The organism is Aeromonas sp. FDAARGOS 1411, from assembly GCF_019047125.1.
GTDB lineage: Bacteria > Pseudomonadota > Gammaproteobacteria > Enterobacterales > Aeromonadaceae > Aeromonas > Aeromonas veronii.
This window is the reverse complement of record NZ_CP077214.1, coordinates 496,389-516,905: the sequence shown is the minus strand read 5'-3', so window position 1 is coordinate 516,905 and position 20,517 is coordinate 496,389. Positions and strand designations below refer to the sequence as shown.

The 20,517-nt window shown below is 48.1% G+C and carries 18 protein-coding genes, 1 other RNA gene and 1 pseudogene; 11 read left to right on the top strand and 9 right to left on the bottom strand.

Features of this window, described 5'->3' with window-relative positions:
- Positions 1–17: 17 nt before the first annotated feature.
- The 3 genes from I6L41_RS02300 to lpcA form a co-directional block, all read right to left on the bottom strand.
- A complete protein-coding gene (locus I6L41_RS02300) occupies positions 18–353 on the bottom strand; it encodes an Hpt domain-containing protein (RefSeq protein WP_201902739.1) in 336 nt (111 codons plus the stop codon).
- 291 nt (positions 354–644) lie between these two features.
- The gene (locus I6L41_RS02295) at positions 645–1,454 is read right to left on the bottom strand and encodes a class II glutamine amidotransferase (RefSeq protein ID WP_019446544.1); all 810 of its coding nucleotides are present in this window, start codon (positions 1,452–1,454) and stop codon (positions 645–647) included.
- A 164-nt stretch (positions 1,455–1,618) separates the two neighbouring features.
- Positions 1,619–2,197 carry a D-sedoheptulose 7-phosphate isomerase gene (gene lpcA / locus I6L41_RS02290; RefSeq protein ID WP_005334485.1) on the bottom strand — a complete coding sequence of 193 codons (579 nt, stop codon included), beginning with the start codon at positions 2,195–2,197 and terminating at the stop codon, positions 1,619–1,621.
- A gap of 254 nt (positions 2,198–2,451) precedes the next feature.
- Here lpcA and fadE point away from each other — a divergent pair, with 254 nt between their 5' ends.
- On the top strand, positions 2,452–4,908 hold the full coding sequence (gene fadE, locus I6L41_RS02285; RefSeq protein ID WP_216961742.1) for an acyl-CoA dehydrogenase FadE: 2,457 nt from the start codon (positions 2,452–2,454) through the stop codon (positions 4,906–4,908).
- A gap of 179 nt (positions 4,909–5,087) precedes the next feature.
- Positions 5,088–6,362 (top strand): amidohydrolase, encoded by a 1,275-nt coding sequence (locus tag I6L41_RS02280; RefSeq protein WP_139742760.1) that lies wholly within the window; start codon positions 5,088–5,090, stop codon positions 6,360–6,362.
- A gap of 81 nt (positions 6,363–6,443) precedes the next feature.
- Here the strand turns inward: I6L41_RS02280 and I6L41_RS02275 are convergent, their stop codons facing one another.
- Both I6L41_RS02275 and I6L41_RS02270 read right to left on the bottom strand, forming a co-directional pair.
- A complete protein-coding gene (locus I6L41_RS02275; protein ID WP_019446547.1) occupies positions 6,444–6,791 on the bottom strand; it encodes an RnfH family protein in 348 nt (115 codons plus the stop codon).
- A complete protein-coding gene (locus I6L41_RS02270; protein ID WP_005334496.1) occupies positions 6,784–7,218 on the bottom strand; it encodes an SRPBCC family protein in 435 nt (144 codons plus the stop codon). The genes I6L41_RS02275 and I6L41_RS02270 overlap by 8 nt, the downstream gene beginning before the upstream one ends.
- 169 nt (positions 7,219–7,387) lie before the next feature.
- Between I6L41_RS02270 and smpB the strand changes: the two genes are divergently transcribed.
- The 8 genes from smpB (at position 7,388) to I6L41_RS02230 (ending at position 14,429) form a co-directional block, all read left to right on the top strand.
- Positions 7,388–7,876 (top strand): SsrA-binding protein SmpB, encoded by a 489-nt coding sequence (gene smpB / locus I6L41_RS02265; protein ID WP_005334498.1) that lies wholly within the window; start codon positions 7,388–7,390, stop codon positions 7,874–7,876.
- Between the two features lie 166 nt (positions 7,877–8,042).
- Positions 8,043–8,402, top strand: a transfer-messenger RNA (tmRNA) gene (gene ssrA, locus I6L41_RS02260).
- Between the two features lie 202 nt (positions 8,403–8,604).
- Positions 8,605–9,858, top strand: a complete 1,254-nt coding sequence (locus I6L41_RS02255; RefSeq protein WP_216961739.1) for a site-specific integrase — start codon at positions 8,605–8,607, stop codon at positions 9,856–9,858.
- A 1-nt stretch (position 9,859) separates the two neighbouring features.
- Entirely contained in the window at positions 9,860–11,467 is a 1,608-nt protein-coding gene (locus tag I6L41_RS02250) for a tyrosine-type recombinase/integrase (protein ID WP_216961737.1), read from the top strand.
- A gap of 1 nt (position 11,468) precedes the next feature.
- Positions 11,469–12,338: a hypothetical protein gene (locus tag I6L41_RS02245; protein ID WP_216961735.1), complete on the top strand. Its 870-nt coding sequence runs from the start codon at positions 11,469–11,471 to the stop codon at positions 12,336–12,338.
- A complete protein-coding gene (locus I6L41_RS02240) occupies positions 12,320–13,555 on the top strand; it encodes a hypothetical protein (RefSeq protein ID WP_216961733.1) in 1,236 nt (411 codons plus the stop codon). The genes I6L41_RS02245 and I6L41_RS02240 overlap by 19 nt, the downstream gene beginning before the upstream one ends.
- Positions 13,552–13,971, top strand: a complete 420-nt coding sequence (locus I6L41_RS02235) for a hypothetical protein (protein WP_216961730.1) — start codon at positions 13,552–13,554, stop codon at positions 13,969–13,971. Before I6L41_RS02240 ends, I6L41_RS02235 begins: the two co-directional genes overlap by 4 nt.
- Before the next feature lie 2 nt (positions 13,972–13,973).
- A complete protein-coding gene (locus I6L41_RS02230; RefSeq protein WP_139731803.1) occupies positions 13,974–14,429 on the top strand; it encodes a hypothetical protein in 456 nt (151 codons plus the stop codon).
- A 376-nt stretch (positions 14,430–14,805) separates the two neighbouring features.
- Here I6L41_RS02230 and I6L41_RS02225 read toward each other — a convergent pair whose 3' ends face one another.
- Positions 14,806–15,714, bottom strand: a complete 909-nt coding sequence (locus tag I6L41_RS02225; protein WP_216961726.1) for an ABC transporter substrate-binding protein — start codon at positions 15,712–15,714, stop codon at positions 14,806–14,808.
- A gap of 207 nt (positions 15,715–15,921) precedes the next feature.
- Between I6L41_RS02225 and I6L41_RS02220 the strand changes: the two are divergent.
- Positions 15,922–16,466 (top strand): annotated as a pseudogene (locus I6L41_RS02220) (IS5 family transposase); the annotation flags it as partial.
- A 110-nt stretch (positions 16,467–16,576) separates the two neighbouring features.
- Here I6L41_RS02220 and I6L41_RS02215 read toward each other — a convergent pair.
- Genes I6L41_RS02215 through I6L41_RS02205 form a run of 3 tightly spaced genes read right to left on the bottom strand, consistent with a single transcriptional unit; the run spans position 16,577 to position 20,164 of the window.
- Positions 16,577–18,580, bottom strand: coding sequence for a peptidase domain-containing ABC transporter (locus I6L41_RS02215; RefSeq protein ID WP_254203376.1), 2,004 nt, complete (start codon positions 18,578–18,580; stop codon positions 16,577–16,579).
- Between the two features lie 50 nt (positions 18,581–18,630).
- The gene (locus I6L41_RS02210; RefSeq protein WP_216961722.1) at positions 18,631–19,785 is read right to left on the bottom strand and encodes a cupin domain-containing protein; all 1,155 of its coding nucleotides are present in this window, start codon (positions 19,783–19,785) and stop codon (positions 18,631–18,633) included.
- Between the two features lie 52 nt (positions 19,786–19,837).
- The gene (locus I6L41_RS02205) at positions 19,838–20,164 is read right to left on the bottom strand and encodes a hypothetical protein (protein ID WP_156128806.1); all 327 of its coding nucleotides are present in this window, start codon (positions 20,162–20,164) and stop codon (positions 19,838–19,840) included.
- Between the last annotated feature and the right edge of the window lie 353 nt (positions 20,165–20,517).

The window sequence follows — 20,517 nt, the reverse complement described above, 5'->3', positions numbered from 1 at the left end:
ATCCCTGCATGGCGCCGTTACTGATAATCGGCAAGAAACGCGAGCACTTGGGGCAAGGAGGCCTCCAGCAGTTGCAATTGGCGCTCTGCCTCGGCCACATCGGCCTGCTTGCTGGCCATCTCTAGCGCCATCACCTGCTGATAGCTCGGCATGGCGCCGTAGCTGCCACAGGATGATTTCATGCTATGCGCCACCCGAGCCAGCGCCTCCCACTCCCCCTGCTCATAGAGGGGCCTGAGCTGACTCAGCTGCTCGCCCACCTCTTCAATAAAGACTGCGATGACCACAGGCAGCATATCCGAACCGATATCCTCTGCCAGCTGCTGCAACACCTTGCGATCCACCCACTCCATGCGAGGCTCCTCCAGAACGGTATTCAAACAGACCATACTATAGATAGTTTTCGATGTCGTGGCTCACGACCAGGCAGTGATGAAGCACCCGATTGGATGGCTCAGGGAATAAAGTGGCAAAAAATGTGATCAGTATCGAAATAGCGATGCTGAAACGCCCGTCAAGACAACAACTTGATTGCCACAAATTAACAATTGATCAACACTCAATGCCGTCAGAGTGATGATGCTCAGCAACACCTCTCATCCCTTTTGCCTTTTATGGCTGCTGCGAAGAACCAGGGTAGGTATCTACCCTGGTATTTTTTTATCTTGCTCAAGCGCGACCTGGTTGGTCGCCACACGCTCCCCCATGCGAAACAGATTGAATTCGCCGGGCGCCATTTTGACCCAATTCTCATTGCCGGTCAGCGGACGGGTGGTGATCAGGGTCACCACATCGTTGGGAGTGGTCTCGCTTTGAAAGTCGATCACCACCTCCTCATCCAGCAGGCTCGCCTCGCCAAAGGGCGCACAGCGGGTCAGCCAGTGCAGGTTGTTGCTGCAGTAGCTCATCACATACTCCCCGTCCGAGAGCAGCATGTTGAACACCCCGAACGCTCTGAGCTCGTCACACAGGGTAGCGAGATAGCGAAACATGGCGGGAAAGTTGGCCGGACGCTTGGGATATTTTTGCTCCAGCCGATCGAGCAGCCAGCAGAAGGCGTGCTCGCTGTCGGTATCCCCTACCGGACGGTGGCGGCCGGTTGGCAGCTTCTTGTAGCCGGTCAGCTGACCGTTGTGGGCGAAGGTCCAGTAACGACCCCACAGCTCACGGGTAAAGGGGTGGGTATTTTCCAGCGACACGCAGCCACGGTTGGCCTGCCGAATGTGGCTGACCACGGCGCAGCTCTTGATGGGCAGCGCCTGTACCAGTCTGGCGATGGGAGATTGGGCGCTGGGCTCGGGATCCTTGAAGGTGCGAAAGCCCTTCCCCTCGTAGAAGGTGATCCCCCAGCCATCCTTGTGGGGCCCGGTCTTGCCGCCGCGCAGCATCAACCCGGTAAAGCTGAAGCAGATATCGGTCGGCACATTGGCACTCATGCCGAGCAGTTCGCACATATCCGGCAGACTCCTTTCATGATTTGGCTTGTGTCATGTTCGACCAGCACGCTGGTTCGACAGACAGCAGGGGAAGGCGCAATCCCTTCCCCTGTGACTAGCAACAACCGGCCGATGGCGAACCATGTTACCGGCGTTGCCCTTGTCTGGTGACGATGGCCTGATTACTTGGCCATCTCTTTTTCGACCAGCTGGATCAGGATGTGGATCACCTTGATGTGCACTTCCTGAATACGGTCGGCATAGCCAAAGTGCGGAACCCGGATCTCGACATCCGCCAGACCCGCCATCTTGCCGCCATCCTTGCCGGTCAGGGCGATCACTTTCATCCCTTTGGCGCGGGCTGCCTCGATGGCTTTCAGGATATTGCCGGAGTTGCCGCTGGTGGAGATGCCAAGCAGCACGTCGCCACGACGGCCAACCGCTTCTACGTAACGGGAGAAGACATAGTCATAGCCAAAGTCGTTGGAGACGCAAGAGAGGTGGCTCGGATCGGAGATGGCGATACCGGCATAACCCGGGCGGTTCTCGCGGTAACGACCGGTCAGCTCTTCGGCAAAATGCATGGCATCGCAGTGGGAGCCGCCATTGCCGCAGGAGAGCACCTTGCCCTCTTCTTTGAAAGAGTCAGCCAGCAGTTTGGCGGCCGCTTCGATGTTTTTCAGGTTCTGCTCATCAGCCAGGAAGGCCTGCAGCACGCTGGCAGCTTCGGTCAGTTCATTGCGGATCAATTCTTGGTACATGATGTCTCTTCCACTGTTTTTAGTGTGCGTGTAGATCGCGGCTATTCTCGCACAAGCGAATCGCACAGTCGCCCCCCTGCGAGCCACAGCGCTGGCGGCGCGTGAGCGTTATGGGGATCACAGAGAGAAGGTAATGAAGATGTAAACAGCTTGATAACTTTGTGCGTATGAATTACAACAGGGGCCATATCCAACAGGTCAGACCTCTGGATCAGTTACGCCACGTTGGCAATCTTTCACGCAAGGAGCAAGCAATGACGACGACCCTCACTCTGCTCGGGGTGATCTTGGTTATCGGAGCCCTGGCCTATCGCCGGGCATCCCTGTTCATCTCCACCCTGGTCACCGGCGCCGCCCTGGTGCTTGGCGCCATCTATGGTCATGTGCCCTTGCTGGTATGGGCGCTGTTCGCGGTGATCGCCATCCCGCTCAATCTGGTGGAATTTCGCCGCAATCAAATAACCAAGCCGCTGTTCAAGATCTACAAATCGATCATGCCGGAGATGTCCCGCACCGAGAAAGAGGCGATTGAAGCGGGCACCACCTGGTGGGAAGCCGATCTGTTCGCGGGCAACCCGGACTGGAAAAAGCTGCACGCCATCCCGGTCAGCACCCTCTCTGCCGAAGAGCAGGCCTTTATGGATGGTCCGGTCGAGGAAGTGTGCCGCATGGTGAGCGACTGGGAAGTGACCCACGAGCGCGCGGACCTCTCCCCCGAGGTGTGGCAATACCTGAAGGACAACAAGTTCTTCGCCATGATCATCAAGAAGAAATATGGCGGTCTGGAGTTCTCGGCCTACGCCCAGTCATGTGTCCTGCAAAAACTGTGCGGCGCCAGCGCCGTGCTCGCCTCTACCGTCGGCGTACCCAACTCGCTGGGCCCGGGCGAACTGCTGCAGCACTACGGCACCGACGAGCAGAAAGATTACTACCTGCCCCGCCTGGCGGTAGGTAAAGAGATCCCCTGCTTCGCCCTGACCAGCCCGGAGGCAGGTTCGGACGCCGGTTCCATCCCCGATTTTGGCATCGTCTGCAAGGGCGAGTGGGAAGGCAAAGAGGTGCTCGGTATGCGCCTCACCTGGAACAAGCGCTATATCACGCTCGCCCCTATCGCCACCGTCTTGGGTCTCGCCTTCAAACTGCGTGATCCGGAACACCTGCTGGGCGAAGAGGAAGAGCTCGGCATCACCTGCGCGCTAATCCCGACTCACATCAAGGGTGTCGGCATCGGCCGTCGCCACTTCCCGCTCAACGTGCCGTTCCAGAACGGCCCGACCCAGGGCAAGGATGTGTTCGTCCCGCTCGATTTCATCATCGGTGGCCCGGCCATGGCCGGTCAGGGCTGGCGCATGCTGGTCGAGTGTCTGTCGGTCGGTCGCGGCATCACCTTGCCCTCCAACAGCACAGGTGGCGTCAAGATGCTGGCCCTGGCGAGCGGCGCATATAGCCGCATCCGTCGCCAGTTCAAGCTGCCCATCGGCAAGATGGAAGGGATTGAAGAGCCGCTGGCCCGCATCGGCGGCAACGCCTACATCATGGGCGCCGCAGCCAACCTGACCGTGACCGGTATCGACCTTGGCGAGAAGCCCTCGGTCATCTCCGCCATCGTCAAATACCACCTCACCGACCGTGCCCAGAAGTGCATCATCGATGCCATGGACATCCACGGCGGCAAGGCCATCTGCATGGGCCCCAACAACTATCTGGCCCGCGGCTATCAGGGTGCCCCCATCGCCGTGACGGTGGAAGGGGCCAACATCCTGACCCGCAGCATGATCATCTACGGTCAGGGCGCTATCCGCTGCCACCCGTATGTACTGCCGGAGATGCTGGCCGCCAGCCATCCCGACAAGGAGCAGGCGCTGAAAGATTTCGACAAGGCGGTATTCAGCCACGTCGGCTTTGCCATCAGCAACCTGGTACGCAGCTTCTGGCTCGGTATCACCGGCGCCCGCTTTGCCGCGGCCCCTTACAAGGATCAGACCAAGGGCTACTACCAGCAGCTCTCCCGCCTCTCGGCCAACCTGGCGTTCCTGTCAGACATGGCGATGGGCACCCTGGGTGGCGAGCTCAAGCGCAAGGAGCGGGTCTCCGCCCGCCTTGGCGACGTATTGAGCCAGCTTTATCTGGCCTCCAGCGCCCTCAAACGCTATCAGGACGAGGGACGCCAGCAGGCCGACCTGCCGCTGCTGCACTGGGCACTGCAAGATGCCATGTTCAAAGCACAAGAAGCGATCGACGAGCTGCTGCGCAACTTCCCGAACCGCTGGATTGGCCTTGCCCTGCGCGCCGTGGTATTGCCGCTGGGTCGTGACCTGAACCGTCCGTGCGACAAGCTGGACCAGCAAGTGGCCCGTCTGCTGCAAACCCCGAGCGAGACCCGCAGCCGCCTGGCCAAGGGCCAATACCTGACTCGCGAAGAGGGCAACCCCTTCGGTCTGCTGGAGCAAGCGCTCGATGACGTGCTGGCCGCCGAGCCGCTGTTCGAGAAAGTCTGCAAGAGCGATGGTATCAAGCGTCCCTTCATGGCGCTGGACAAGGTGGCCGACATGGGTCTGGCCGCTGGCGTACTGACCCAGAGCGAAGCCGAGCTGCTGCACCGCGCCGAGGTAAGTCGCCTGCGCACCATCAACGTCGATGATTTTGACCCCATCGATCTGGTGGCCAACAAGAAGCTGTTTGAAGCCTCCGCTTACCATCACGCGGCCTGATAACCAGCTATCGACAACGCCTCCCTTGTGGAGGCGTTTTTTATGGGCGCTCACCACTATTCACGGCCCGAACAGCCACCACTTGCACTCACAGCTCCCCCGACCAGCTGCAGCCCCCGTGTGGTCAGCCGGGAAAAAAGGCACAATAGCCGACAAATCGAATCACCAAGGAAGCCAAGATGACCCTTGAGCACCTGATCCTGTGGCGCCGCGACCTGCACCGCCTGCCGGAAGCCGCCTGGAAAGAGTTTCGCACCACCAGCCTGATTGCCCACCACCTGAGCGAGCTCGGTTATCGCATTGTGCTCGGCGACAAACTGCTGGCCAGCAATCTGATGATGGGGCGTGATGTGGATGTGGCGGCCGAGAAGGCTCGTGCCCGCCGTCAGGGAGCCCATCCCGACTGGCTGGAGCGGATCGGCGATGTCACCGGGCTGATGGGGGAGCTGGATACCGGCCGTCCCGGCCCGACCCTGGCCTTTCGCTTCGATATCGACGCGGTGGAGGTGGAAGAGTCCGATGCCGAACAGCACCAGCCGCAGCAGGAGGGTTTTGCCTCCCACAACAAGGGGTGGATGCACGCCTGCGCCCACGATGGCCACACCGCCATCGGCATGGGGCTGGCCAGCAGCCTGATGGCGATGAAGGAGCAGCTGTGCGGCCGCATCAAGCTCTTCTTCCAGCCCGCCGAAGAGGGGTGCCGCGGTGGCAAGGCGCTGGCCGCCGGGGGGGCACTCGATGACGTGGATGCCCTGCTCTCGCTCCATATCGGTATTCACGCTGGCAGCGGCGAGCTGGTGATCAACCCCACCGAGTTTCTCTGCTCCACCAAGTTCGACGTCCATTTTATGGGCACCGCCGCCCATGCGGGACTCGAACCCAACGCAGGCAGCAATGCGCTGGCCGCCGCCTGCATGGCCACCACCGCCATGCTCGGCATTCCCCGCCACCGCGACGGCATGACCCGCATCAACGTCGGCCAGCTTCACGCTGGCAGCGGCCGCAACGTCATCCCCGATCATGCCGAGCTGCGCGGTGAAACCCGCGGCGCCGATAGCACGCTCAACGACTACATGTTCAGTCAGGTACAGCGCATCGTCGAAGGGACTGCCCTCGCCCACGGTGTCACCTACCGCATCATCAAGCAGGGTGAGGCCATTGCCCTCGACAACAGCCCGGCACTGCAGGCCGAGCTGGCGGCGCTGGCCCGCAAGCAGGGGCTCGCCACCATCCAGACTCGCCGCTTTGGCGCCAGTGAAGACGCCGGTTTTCTGATGGAGCGGGTGCAAAAGCAGGGGGGCGAAGCGGCTTACCTCATTCTGGGGGCCGATCTGGCGGCACCGCACCATCACAACGAATTCGATTTCGATGAGCGGGTGATGCAAAGTGGGGTCGAGCTGCTGGCCGCCTGGGCGCGCGCCCGGCTGGGTGTGGCAGAAGCAGCCCTCTCTTGATATCCCCTCGGCCAGCTCACCGGCTAACGGGATCAAAAAAAGGCGCCACGGCGCCTTTTTTCTGCAAGAAAGACCCGAGAGCTACTCGCGGTGCTTGCGATGCACATCGGGGCGACCACCGGTCACGCTATCGGCTCTCCCCTCCTCTTTGGCCTTCTCGGCCCGCTTTTTGCGCATCTCGCGGGGATCGGCGATGAGCGGGCGGTAGATCTCGATACGATCGCCGTCGTGCAGCGGCTCGCTCCCTTTCACCGGGCGGCTGTAGATACCGAACTTGTTGACCGCCAGATCGATCTCGGGGTGTTTTTGTACGATGCCGGACTGCTCGATGGCCGCCTGCACGCAGGTCTCGGGCGCCACCCGCAGGGCAATCACCGTCTGCTGCTGCGGCAAGGCATAGACAACCTCGATATTGAGCTGGTCAGACACCGTAGACCTCCTTCGCCCGGTTGGAGAAGGCGGAGACCATGGAGCTCACCAGATCACGGAACACCTGACCAAAGGCCACCTCGATCAGCTTGGAGGTGAATTCGAAATCGAGATCAAACTCCACCTTGCAGGCGTCGACATCGAGCGGGGTAAAGGTCCACCAGCCCGCCAGCTTGCGGAAGGGGCCATCCACCAGCTCCATCCTGATCTGGCGGTTCACATCCAGCTGATTTCGGGTAGTGAAGGTCTTGGCAATCCCCGCCTTGGCCACATCGACCGACGCCATCATGTAGTCATCGCCAGCCTCGTGGACACGGCTGCCAACACAGCCGGGCAAAAACTGCGGATAGGCATCCACATCGTTAACCAACTTGAACATCTGTTCTGCACTGAACATCACCAGGGCACTGCGCGTAATTCGGGGCATGGCTTTTCCTCATCCAATCGGCGCGATTTTATCACCATGTTTGGGGTTGTGGAGGTAAAACCTCAGCCAAACCGCTCATAAAGCCACCACTTGACCTGCTGCGCGTTTTACAGCCGCCCCTGCCTACGTATAATACGAGCCTCCTAGTCATTGCCGGAAATCGCCCGTCATGAGCAAAAAAAACAGTAAAAACAAAGCCGGGTCCAGCACCATTGCACTCAACAGAACCGCGCGCCACGAATACTTCATCGAAGAGAAGATCGAAGCGGGTCTGTCCCTGCAAGGGTGGGAAGTCAAATCCCTGCGGGCGGGCAAGGCCAACATCAGCGAAGCTTATGTCATCTTCCGCGATGGCGAGGCCTATCTGTTCGGCTCCAGCTTCCTGCCACTGCAAGCGGCCTCCAGCCATGTGGTATGTGACCCGACCCGCACCCGCAAACTGCTGCTGAGCCGTCGTGAACTCGACAAGCTCGAAAGCCTGATCGCCCGTCAGGGCTACACCATAGTGCCCCTCGCCCTCTACTGGAAACAGTGCTGGGTCAAGGTCGAGATCGGCCTGGTGAAGGGCAAGAAAGAGCACGACAAGCGCGAAGATACCAAGGCCCGCGAGTGGGATCGGGAAAAAGCCCGCATCATGAAGAACAAGCATCGCGGCTAACCCGCTACTGGCAGGATCTGGGCGCCAGTTCACCTTCCCCCGGCGCAGCTGGCTCTTCAGGCTCAGCTGCGTACAATAAATCGGCAAACAGACTGGCTGCCAGAGGGAATGGGTATCAACGCCTTGCTATGACAGCATTTTTGCGTACAATCTCAATTAACAACTTGGGGCTGATTCTGGATTCGACAAGATTCACGAAACCCAAGGTGCATGCCGAGGTGCGGTAGGCCTCGTTAATAAACCGCAAAAAAATAGTCGCAAACGACGAAAACTACGCACTAGCAGCTTAATAACCTGCATAGAGCCCTTCTACCCTAGCTTGCCTGTGTCCTAGGGAATCGGAAGGTCATCCTTCACAGGATCGTGTGGAAGTCCTGCTCGGGGCGGAAGCATTAAAACCAATCGAGCTAGTCAATTCGTGGCGTGTCTCTCCGCAGCGGGTTGGCGAATGTAAAGAGTGACTAAGCATGTAGTGCCAAGGATGTAGTAATTTTGGACGGGGGTTCAAATCCCCCCAGCTCCACCATTCCGACACTGAGACATTTTAGGAAGTTTATTCGCCAAAAATGCCTCACAAGTCTTTGTACGTATGGAAAGCAAGCACTTCCTTATAGGAAAGTTGGCTTGCTTTTTTTTGGTCAGCTACTAGCATTTCTTTAAGCTGAGAGCTTTGAGGAAGATATGTGCTAGTAACGAGACTATACATAGAACCATCTGGCCAGAGAAATATGCTTCTGCTTGATAGTGAGTCAGGAGTGCCCGACTACTGGTCTACGCTATATGTCACAAACTCTCTCCGCGCACGCCACCTTCGTCTAGGTACGATTGAAAAGCATCTACAAGCACTTCAATCACTCTTCATGTGGGCTGAGCTTAGAGGTATCAATCTCATAGACAAAATATCCAGTGGTAAAGCCTTCAACATTAATGATATTGACTCATTGACCTCAATTTTGAAGTTACGTGCAGACGAACTACCAAAACTCATTTCCAGCGTATATACAAATACAAGTGAAATGCATGTAAAAGCGAGTCTGACTCGAAATATCTGGAAAAAATTTGATGCTATACCACGACAGGTCACATCTGCCAATTTCAACGACAAAATCAAGTACATTGGGAAGTACGTTGAGTGGTTATCAAACATTCTTTCTGACTACCATAGTAAAAGCATAACAAGAGAACAGATTCGCACCGTTGGTTATGAATTTAAAACCTACTTAGGGAACCAAAAAGTAGTAGTACCTAAGGATAATTTCGGTGCATCAAAGTCTCTTGGAAATGCCGAGATTAAGCGAATTCTAAACGTTGCAAACCCACTTTCACCTGAAAACCCATGGGATGGTGAGGCAACACGAATTCGTAATTTCACGATTATTTTAATTTTACTTGATTCCGGCATGAGAAGTGGCGAGCTACTGAATTTAAAGATTACTGATGTAATTCGTAGCAAGAGCAAACAACATGGCTTGCGTATAGTTCAACGATCTGGTTCACTCGACGATCCTCGCAAGAAGCAAAGACTTCCCAAGACTGTTCAACGTGAAGTTGCCATCAGTGATACGGCATTTAAAGCTCTGGACTACTACATCACAGAGATAAAGGCAAAAACACCAAATGGACAAAAAACAGATTACATTTTTGTTAGCCACAGTAACAGTAATCAGGGAAAACCATTACACAGTATTAATAGTGTTACAGAGGCTATGCGTAACGTCACCTCGATTGATTTAACACCCCACGTACTTAGGCATACTGCAACATGGAAGTATTGTGTTCGCATGAAAAAGAAAGGAAAGGAGTGGAAAGATTTTGTAGAGCTTCTCTTGCTCCAATTTGGATGGGCAAGTGAAAATTCACCAACCGTACGCCTCTATGCACGTAAGTTTATCAAAGAAGAGCTTTTCGAACGTCAGATAAAACAGCAGGATGAGTATGAGCAAGAAGTGTCAAATATTATTTCATTGCTGAATGAGGGATAACATGGTGAATAGAAATCGGGAGCATATTACCATACCACCCTCAAGAGATCGAGAAATCTATACGTCCAAGGATGGATTTGAGTTTGATATTTACACGTCTCACTGGCAGTTAGATGCAAAATCATCATTTAATGTTGGGTGGTTATCTGGATTACTACCCCAAAAACAGGAAGAAGCTCTTAGACGAGCTTTTGCCAAACGTGCAAATTTATTATCCATAGCAACACTAAGAGCATCATCCTCTCGCTTTAAACAATTTCTAATAAAGTTTACTGACATTAATAAAGGTATTTCCATCGATACACTTCTAAGATTTTACTCGTCAAGCGAACCAAAGTCGATTAAATCAGACGTAAAGGTCATCCTTGAATGCTGTTTATCAGAGGGTTATGGATGGGCATTTGAATCAGGATTAGGTGATTATTTGTCACAGTTAGTTATAGGCGATAGAGGAAATAGATTTCAACATGAAAAGAATGAGGATACACGCGCGTTAACAGAGTACGAACGCAAGCAGTTTATCTACCAACTAGTACGAGCCCATTATACTGGGAAGATATGCGCAAAAACGTATTTAATATTAAAACTTGTTTTTATTACTGGCAAGCGACCAGAGCAATTAGCAAGCTCAAAGATCTGTGACTTTCAGCCTGGCACTATAAACTTAGATGGAACAACTAGGAAAGTCATACTATATAACTGCCCTGTTGCGAAACAAAAATATCAGACGTTTCGCGCGGAATTCAATGAAGTCCCTTTATCTTGGGAGCTAGATTTTGACAAAGATATCGCTGCTGTTGCAAACATTTCTATAATGTCCGCTGAAAAAATATTAGGAAAAATCACCCCTGAACAAAAAAGACTTGTGCCTCTCTTCTGCATTGATAGACCTACCAAGCTTGTCAGTACTGAGCTCGAAAAACTAGGCTGTGACATGTCACTTAACAGCAAAGTCCTACACTCTTCCACCTACGTCAGACAATTGCTAAACGCAGCATTTGAAGATAGTTCCATATTCTCCATTACATCTGAACGTACAGGTAAGATACTTCATCTCACAGCAAGACGATTACGACACACTTACGCAACTAAGCAAGCAATGTCTGGAGCATCTATTGCAGAGGTAGCAAACTCTCTAGACCATGCTAGTTACAAGGCTGCCATGGCTTACGTTAATGCGCTACCCGTTTTGGCTATCAAAATTGGCGAACATCTAGAGACCACTCTTTCGGCTTTAGCTAAACGATTCGATAAAAACCAAGTGATCTCTATTGACACTGAAAAGGTAATAAAACTCTACACAAAGCATAAGTCCCATGATGTAGGTCTATGTGGTAAAGAAGTCTTTTGTACCGAGGATTACCCTATAGCGTGTTATGAATGCGAACTGTTTATCCCAAGTCCATTTGGAAATCACAAAGCCGTACTCAATTATGTGGAGGATAGAATTAAAGAGGCATGCGAATTTGGTGACTTTCGGGGAGTTGAAAATTGGCGAACTATTCAGATAGCTGTTTTAGAGCGCAAATTCATGGCAGATCAAGTACGCCTTAAAATGCTAAGTGAACTCCCTGAAGTTAAGGGAATACAGTATGAAGAGGAAAAATAGAATGAATATTATAGCCTATGTTAATAGGGAACAACTTGAAGGACGACAAGCAATAGAGAGACTCATCTCACACTATCGTAGGATGATGTCTGAACCAATAACTTGCCCATTTGATGCCTCCAAATCATGGGTATGGAACGAAAGTCGGTGGCACGGCGCGGGTCGATTCATTAAGCATGAATTTAAAGATGTTATCAAAAGCCTAAATCCTGACGATGTGTATCTTATCTCCAAAGAATCACGAGAACTAATTCAGTCTCTTATATTACATATGCACATCATGAAAGGTGGTATTTCAAGAGCTGCGGTTAATTCTATACTTTCAGATTACCTTGCACTTGAACATGTTCTCAGAGAGCGTTCATTGAATAACGAAGCTGACTTCACAAGCATATCATTAATTGATCTCAATAATACGTTACAGAAGAACATGAGTTCTCTTTTTGAAAATCTAAAACCTATTGTAGAGTGCTTTGGATCACTAGGAATTATTAAATCCCAGAGTGTTCTACAATGGATAAATCCAAGAGTAAAAGTACGCAACAAGATGTCGAGTGATAGCTACAAGGAAAAACTAATAGATGAAAAAAGCTATAAGCTTCCTGATTACGAAGCAGTAATGGCAGTAGCAGAGTACTTTCGTAATCAACCTTGGTTATCACATGGTGAAAATCCCTCTGAATTGGACAATGATTTCAAAAACGTCATAGTATCATCTTCTCTAACGATCTTAATGATGGTTCCAGCTCGTTCTCAAGATCTATTCGAACAACTTTCAGTTAATTGCCTTGTGACAGCAAAAGTAGATGACACCGTAGTTTATGGTATTACTTGGTATGCAAAAAAACTGATATGGATCACTGGAAATTAGTCCCATCGACAGTAAATGGCGAGTTTGAACATGCCATCATTGAGGCTATTGAACGCATTAAGCATGTCACAGAACCTGCCCGACAAGTATTTAAGTCTTGGGATGAACAGTGTCCAGAATATAATCCATCCGCATACCAACATGCACTAAGAAGTGGGTGGATTCCAGCAGACTTTCCAATTTATTCTGAACAAAACAAAGTTCGTTACTCTGAAGCATTAATGGTAATGCTCAAGCATCAAACCCATCAGAGTAGAGATACCGTAGAGAATTGTGCGATAAAAATTAACAAATCCCATTTTAGAGATTGGTTGCGCTCCAAAGAAGTAAAAAGTGCGTCTTCAGGAGCAAATATATATGTACGTAGTTTTTTTGAACGAATAGGTTATGAGCATCTCAACTTAAATCCAGATGACTATAATACACATGCTTACCGACATATGGTCAACACTGCGGCAAGATTAGGTGGGATGGGTGAGTTTCAATTAAACTGGTGGAGCCATCGTCAAGAAATGGGGTCTGTGTATGACCATCGAACAGCTGAACAAAAAAGAATAATGGTATCCACTGGTGGCAACTTTGAAGAAGTGGAGCTAACACCACAACAGCGTCTTGATCGAATTAACCACCAGATACCTATGACACGGAAAAACCTTGGTCTCAAATTTGAATTAGTAGCTCAGGGTACGGGTGGATTTACTTTTAAAACACCGCTAGGTATGTGTACACACAATTACTGTGAATCACCCTGTATTAGAACATGTAACTGCATTGAGTGCCCTGAAAACCTTCACTGTAAGGGAGATAAGAGAACGCTTAAAAGACTGATAGAGGAACTCAACGAGGTCAGCGATAAAATAGCCTTAGCTGCATCTGAATGCGATTCATTCGGACTGAAACGCTTGCAGATTCGTCATGAGATCATAGATGGATTGGTAAAAATATTAGGAGATGATTCGCCGCTCGAAGATGGTGCACTTGTTATGCTGGCTTACGAGCAAGCCCCAAAATCAGGGTTAATATATCAAGCTCAAGAACTAGCAAAACAAATTGAGAACGGTAATAAGTTAACAACAATAAAACATACAGAAGCAATTAGGCACCTTGGTTTATCACGAATGCTACCAAAGCTTGAGGCCATAGAAAGCAAAAAAAATATCCTAGCTGAAATAAAGTTCAATGAATTTCTATCAGATTATAGTGAGGATGAAGAATGAGGTTGAAAGAAGAACACATAGATTACTTACTCCATTTGATTGACACTTGGAGTATAGAACAAGGAACTCTCTCAACACCTAAGCTACTTAATAGGCTAAAGTCAAAATATGGTGACGCACCATCAGACAGAGCAATTCGAAATTTCCCACGAATAACTAACCGAATACAAGAGCGAAAGCTCGAACTGAGAACTGGCATTTCTGCATCGGCTAAAAAGCCAAGCTCACTAAGTCATGCAGCAAAACGTATCGAGGAATTGGAAAGTAAAATACGTCGACTAGAGCGTGAAAATAACGCTTTGTTACATCGCTTTGTCTTATGGCAGAAGAATGCAACGGATCGTGGAATGAGCGAAGCTGAACTGAACAGAGCTTTACCTGTTAGCCAAGAGACGATCAATTCTCAGGGGCGATGAGAATGGCTAAATCAAATATTTCACGAGCAAAAGATATAGCAAATAACATTCGTATATGGATTGCAGAACGTGACGCTAAGCTTGATTTTTATAACTGGATACAGACAGCGGGCCCTAAAGCATTCAAAGGTGTAAAGCGTAAGGAATTAGCAAGACTTCTTGGTGTCAGCACATCCACTCTTAATGTTAATGAAGCATCTGCTGAATTAAGGAACGCCGAGTATCGTTGGGTATCTGCCTACCACACACGAAATGAAGCAGAAGCTCAACATGTAAAAGATAACCTACCTAGTAAAGTAGGTTATGTAAGATGTGCAAAATCTAAAATAAGTAAGTTAGAAGACGATATTGCCGCACTGAAGATGGAGAACCGTCTTCTGCGGTCTCTTTTACAAAAATATGAAACCGATGATGAATTGCAACTTGATAAAGTGCCTAAACCTCCAGAGGGTAATTGATTCGATCATCTTCATTGTTTTTACAGTTCCAGTTATAACTGGACACAAATATCTTATATTTACGCTACTTTTTTTTGCACACTGCCTTTGGCATCAATCCCAGAGCCTATTCAACATGCTGTAAGGGGTTCTGCTTGCATGACCCTCCCTGTTGGTCTGCCTGCCCCAGCACATTCTCTAAAGGGCAATGAGCTCGCCTGGGTGGGACTAATCGATGCTCCCTTTGCAACCAAGCAACCTGTCGAACCAGCCATTGGTTGCATAGGTTTGATGATTCCGTAAAGGCAGACCGCTATCGCTGATTAACGTGCAGCTTTGCTGACGTTATTGAGCATTTTGGTTTGGGGTAGTGTCAGATCTGTACATTAATACAATATCATTCATCTACCGCTTGTGGGAGAGTCATACGCTCCCCGACCACCAACCTCGGTGCATTATCTATCTGGAGAGGAATATCCTTCAACAAAATCCCTCTCTGATTGCTATCAATGATTTTTGCTGCCAGCTTCCCCTGAGAATCATAACTGCTAATGGTGCTAACTGAGCATCCATATTTTACAAATAACTCAACACTACAAATTGTTGGAATACCTTCTTCATTTAACGCATTCAATAAGCGAGGAGCAACTGAAAGTAGATAGCTATCTGATGGCAAAAAAACGATATCATTCTTAGCATCCTGTCTTAGGCGCTTTAGCTCACTATCGAGCCTTTTAGGAAGCGGTGCAATGCGCCAGGTAAAGACCTCCCAACTGTAACGTGCAGCCTCATCCTTTATCATGTCAGTGATGAAACGAGTATTTTTCTCTCTGGGATTGAATGGAATTAAAATATGTTTCTTCGTCGATAGATATTTACTTGCATTGGCCAACTGCATTGCTATAGGCACCATATGACTAGTACCTGCTATCATACTATTCATATTTTTATCCGCAGACAAAATACTAGCACCAATGGGGTCATAGACAGCAGTAAATACCAAAGGTTTGCGGCCATAAATTGTCTTCTTTGCCATTGCTGTTGCGGTAGTTCCAAAAGTGTAGATGTAGTCGAACTCATCCAATCTTGGTACAACTTCCTTGCGTAACATATGAGCAAGAACTGCTCGGTTTTGATTTGCATCAAAAACTATAATCTTAGGATGGTAGCCAAGACGGTTCAACTCGGCCCGAAATGCTGTTTCTGCTGCTGTTTCGCCACGCCACAAAACCATAGCAATGGTGAGAGCATGAGATGATGGCGCCATTAGAGTCAGAAATAGGGCTACGGCACATAGTCTAATCATATCCTCGTCCTCCACAAAGCTACCAAATCGGATTCAAATAATTTTCCGTTTAGTCTACCTTTGAATATTAAGCTTAACGACGTGATATCCAATACCCTACCACTCATCTAGATTACACAGTTTGAGCAAACAATCACCTTTACCAACTCACTAAATAATGACATAGACTCTCATTCGAGCACTCACAAGGAAGGGCTATTCGACCCAACCGGGCTGAAGGTGTTTGGTGAAGGCGAATGGAAGGTCAGAAGACACGGTGCCGAGAAACGGCGAGCCTGGCGCAAGTTGCATCTGGCGGTAGACCTGGTGACTCACGATATCGTGGGGCGGAGGTGTCTTTGGAAAATGTCCATGATGCAGAGGTGTTGGCTACCTTGCTCAACCCACTGCGGCGCAAGCTGGGACGTGTTTATGCTGATAGCGCCTACGACAGCAAGACCATCCATCAGCTTATCCCGAATAAAGTGGCGACAGCCTGTATCCCGCCTCGCAAGAACGTTGGACTCTGAAAAAAACCAAGAAATGAGGCCTTGCTGGTGATGTGCAAGGAAGGGCTGGCGCACAGGAAGAAGATATCGGGGTATCACTGTCACTCACTGGCAGAGACTGCAATGCATCGGTGCAAGCATTTGCTGGCGGGAAAAATCAGTCTGCGTAACTACAACAGCCAAGTCGTAGAGGTCATGGCGTATGTAAGCGCCATAAACAAGCTGAATATCCTTGGCCTACCGGTCAGAAAGCCTCGAGTGTAGCTGCCACTAGAGGCTGGAGCAGTTGCAGCTTAATGGTCGATTTGGGAAACAACACCTCTGTCAGCCAGAAAGTCCCAAGTGTCGCTATCACTTGGGACTTGATATTCTCCCTAGATTCTATGAACCTTACCGCCTTCAACATGCAGGTTGTAGTCAACTAATCTAACCGCATCCTTTCGATGAGATATCATGATTTTTGTGCAAGGATACTTTAAGACTGCATTCAAAACGTCAAATTCATTCTCCATATCTAAATTACTGGTAGCTTCATCTAGGAACAACATTTTGGGAGCTTTATAGAGCGCTCTTGCCAAATATATTCTTTGCCTTTGACCTCCAGAAAACCCTGCACCCATTTCTGATATGACTGTCTGATACCCCATAGGCATACTAACTATCGCGTCGTGTATACAGGCCATCTTTGCGGCCTGCTCAACTCTGAGTTGGTTATGCTCATGAGAGAATGAGCATATGTTTTCACCAATCGTACCTGATAATAAACAATCATCTTGCATCACCGTACCTGACAAGTTTCTCACAGCTCTGCATCCTAATTGTCGAATAGGCACTCCACCAATTAAAATCTCTCCCTCTGATGGGGATAATAATCCTAACAACAATTTTAATAAGGTGCTTTTACCACAACCAGATTCCCCTGTAATAACTACTGATTTACCAGATTCGATGATGCAGGATACATCCCTAAAAATCCACGGGTCTGCATCAGAGTATCTAAATGAGACGTTTCGAACCTCGATGGTCGGTACAACATTGTCTGTACATACCTCGCCATCGAGGTCAACTTCAGGCGCCTCTAGAGCAATATCAGCAAGACGTTCTGCATGCAATGAGAGCATTTTAACTTCATAAAATAAATCGACTAACCTGCTAGCCCTAGATGTAAACTGGCTTTTGTAAGCAATAAACGCAAGTAACATGCCTAATGACAGCTCACTATTTATTACGTTCGAACCTCCTATATATAAAATAGCCATACCCTCAACACCAAAGATAAATGTATTCAAACTAGAAAACATTAGCAGTATCTTCTGAGTTTTAATATCTCTATTCTGAACATCAACCAATAGATTTTGCCAATTTGCCACACGCAGGGATGTTGCATTGGATAATTTAAGTGGAAGAATCGCCCTTATGGTTTCTAGAAAGAATGATTGTTCTTTAGCTGATAATACAATTCTCTCTTCTGATGCACTTCGAAGAGGTGAGTAAAACATTGCTCTCATTAATATATATGAAAATAGCGCTGTAATCACAACCAGTGCTAGTAGTGGGCTATAGAGGATCATCATCCCTAGTGTAATAATCATTACAATGCCATCAAGAACAGCAGTGATTGCTCCATTAGCGATCACATTTCTGATAGATGATAATGATTGGAATCTAGATACTATATCGCCAAGATGCCGACTCTCAAAATATCTCCAAGGAAGTTTAACCAAATGGCCTAATAGATTAGTAGACCACTGCAATATTAATTGCTGGTTAAGATTTAAAGCCATCCAACCTTTAGCTACTCGAAATACCAAATCTATTGTTGTTAGTATGCAGCCACCAATTACAACTAACTGTAAAAGACTATGATCTGATGAGACAAGAGCCCCATCAACTATCCACTGTGTTACTTGTGGAGTTAGTAGTGATATTATCTCCAATGAGAACGTCAATGCTAAAATGTTCAGCAATGACCGTTTCAAGCCGACAGAACGACCGATTAAGCTAGATAACTTAATCTTCTGAGATATTTCTTGAGGCTCAAACTTCTGGTTAGGCATCAATTCTAACGCAACGCCAGTAAAGCTAGATGATGCCTCAGAAATGGATAAGCGGCGGCGTCCTAGCGCGGGATCGATTATATATAAATTTTTAGCAACAACCTTTTCTAAAATGACAAAGTGATTCATGTTCCAATGTAGGATACATGGAACCTTAAGTTTGTTTAACTCTTCTAACTCTAGCCTCAACGGACGGCTAGAAAAATTCATTGCTTGAGCATATGAAATTAATTTAGATAAGTCAGTACCTCTAGATGAAATAGAAAATCGCCTGCGCAATGAATTCAAGTCTGTTTGAAGGCCATGATATATTGCTATCATGGCTAAACATGCTAGGCCGCACTCGTGCTTTTCTGTTTGAAGAACTGTTTTCATTTTTTATAGTAAGATATAACATCTTCGCGACATAAATCGTTTATAAGGTCGTCTATTTTATTAGCTGATAAGTCTGGGTGCATTTTACACAATGTAGCAATGCTAATCCCTGGGTTATCCATTATGCATTTAATTATCTTTCCTCCCGATGTATCCAGGTTTAATTTGGTACCATTTGATATAATAAACTCACTATCTTTATGGTATATAATAGAGGTATTCAAGTGTAGAGAGAAATCTCGTGGTATAGATACCCCTTCATTATTCCCGAAGATTTCCATGGCTAAAGGAGAATCGATCCTAACTCTATTCATGTGCTCCATGATAAATTGATCGTACAAGTCTTTATTATCTATGAGTTTGATAAAGTCCTCCCCCATTTGTTTAATAGTTTGTTCATCATCATCCCATTTTATTAGTGACTTTCTTGCACTAAGGTAGTTAGGCATTAACTTCATCGCCCATTCTAGATATTGCATTGCATATGTTGGAAATGTTCCAAATGCGAGATGAAACGTTGGTTCACCAAGTGGCAATGGGTTGTGCCACCACCCTCTCGGTATGTAAAGTATATCACCAGGCTCAAGTATCAAATCCATACATGGTTTTTCTGGACATGGATATACGTGTTCATAGTCTTTGCTTTGTTGCATATATAAAGGCATTTCAAGAGATGGTTCGAAAATTTCCCATCTCTTTCTTCCAATGAGTTGTACTGCAAAGACATCACGAGTATCCCAATGTGCTCTAAATGAACTTTGCTCTCCAAACGCAACATAGGCACTACTGACAACTTCTCGATCAGTATACTCACCAATCTGTCTTGCAAGCATGCTCACAATTGGCTCATTGATTATCCTATTTGCAATTAGAGTTCCTCCTTTCCGCAGGTAGTCATATACAGCTGGTTTTATGAGTCTATGTCGCAATACACCTATGTCTGAATAAGTTTCGACATAGTCGCTCTTAGGCCTTATACCTTTGTATGCTAATTTAAAATCCTTGGATGAAACATCACTGCGGTTATAAATTCCATTTGCATCGTCCCAACTGAACCCATCACTATTTAAGACTTTTTTAAAAAGAACTGGTTTTCGTTCTTGATACACATCAATGAATTCTTTTTTAGTCATGCAGAAGTTAATTTTCATGATAAAACCCTTTATTTGCTGGTGAGTCATTGACTCACCAGCAGCCAAACAATTACTTTTGATAATTTTGGCCAGCGTAATCACCGCCAGCCCAGTTAAAAGCATCTTCTATATAGCCAGTTGCCATACCACCATAAAAACCAACTTGAGTAGCAAGTACAGTCTCAGCACCAAAAGCTAGACCACCTCCAGCGGGGCCAAGAAATCCCATTGCGGCCCCACCTCCTACAGCTCCGGCAAAACCAGCCAAGTCTCCTTCGCCAGTAGCTACGGCATAACCTATATATCCAGCACCGCCAGCAATACCTCCAACCGCAGCTCCAGCAGGGCCTATGGCGCCGCTAACTAACTCAAGATCTTCAATCGACAATTCTCTCATCTAAAACCTCAAAATATATTATTTAAGTAAAGTTAAAAATATAAAACATACATGTTTAAATTAGATAGTACCTTCTGCCCCCCCCATTCATCGTGCGATTAATGTATAAATAGATAGAAAGTAAAAATCACAGTTTGGATCTTTAGCTCAAGCAAAGATAATTATAAAGTTAATGGTTTTGATATTATTTTTGTGGGCATTATTGCACCAAGATTTCATTACTTAGTAAACTTTGCATAAAGCTAACGACAACACATCCAAAACAATCTTGTGTGTCTTGTTAGCAAAGGGAATCAGGACAACTATAAAAAGAATAAATGAAAGAGTGCTTCTTTTTCGTTTCATATCCTTTT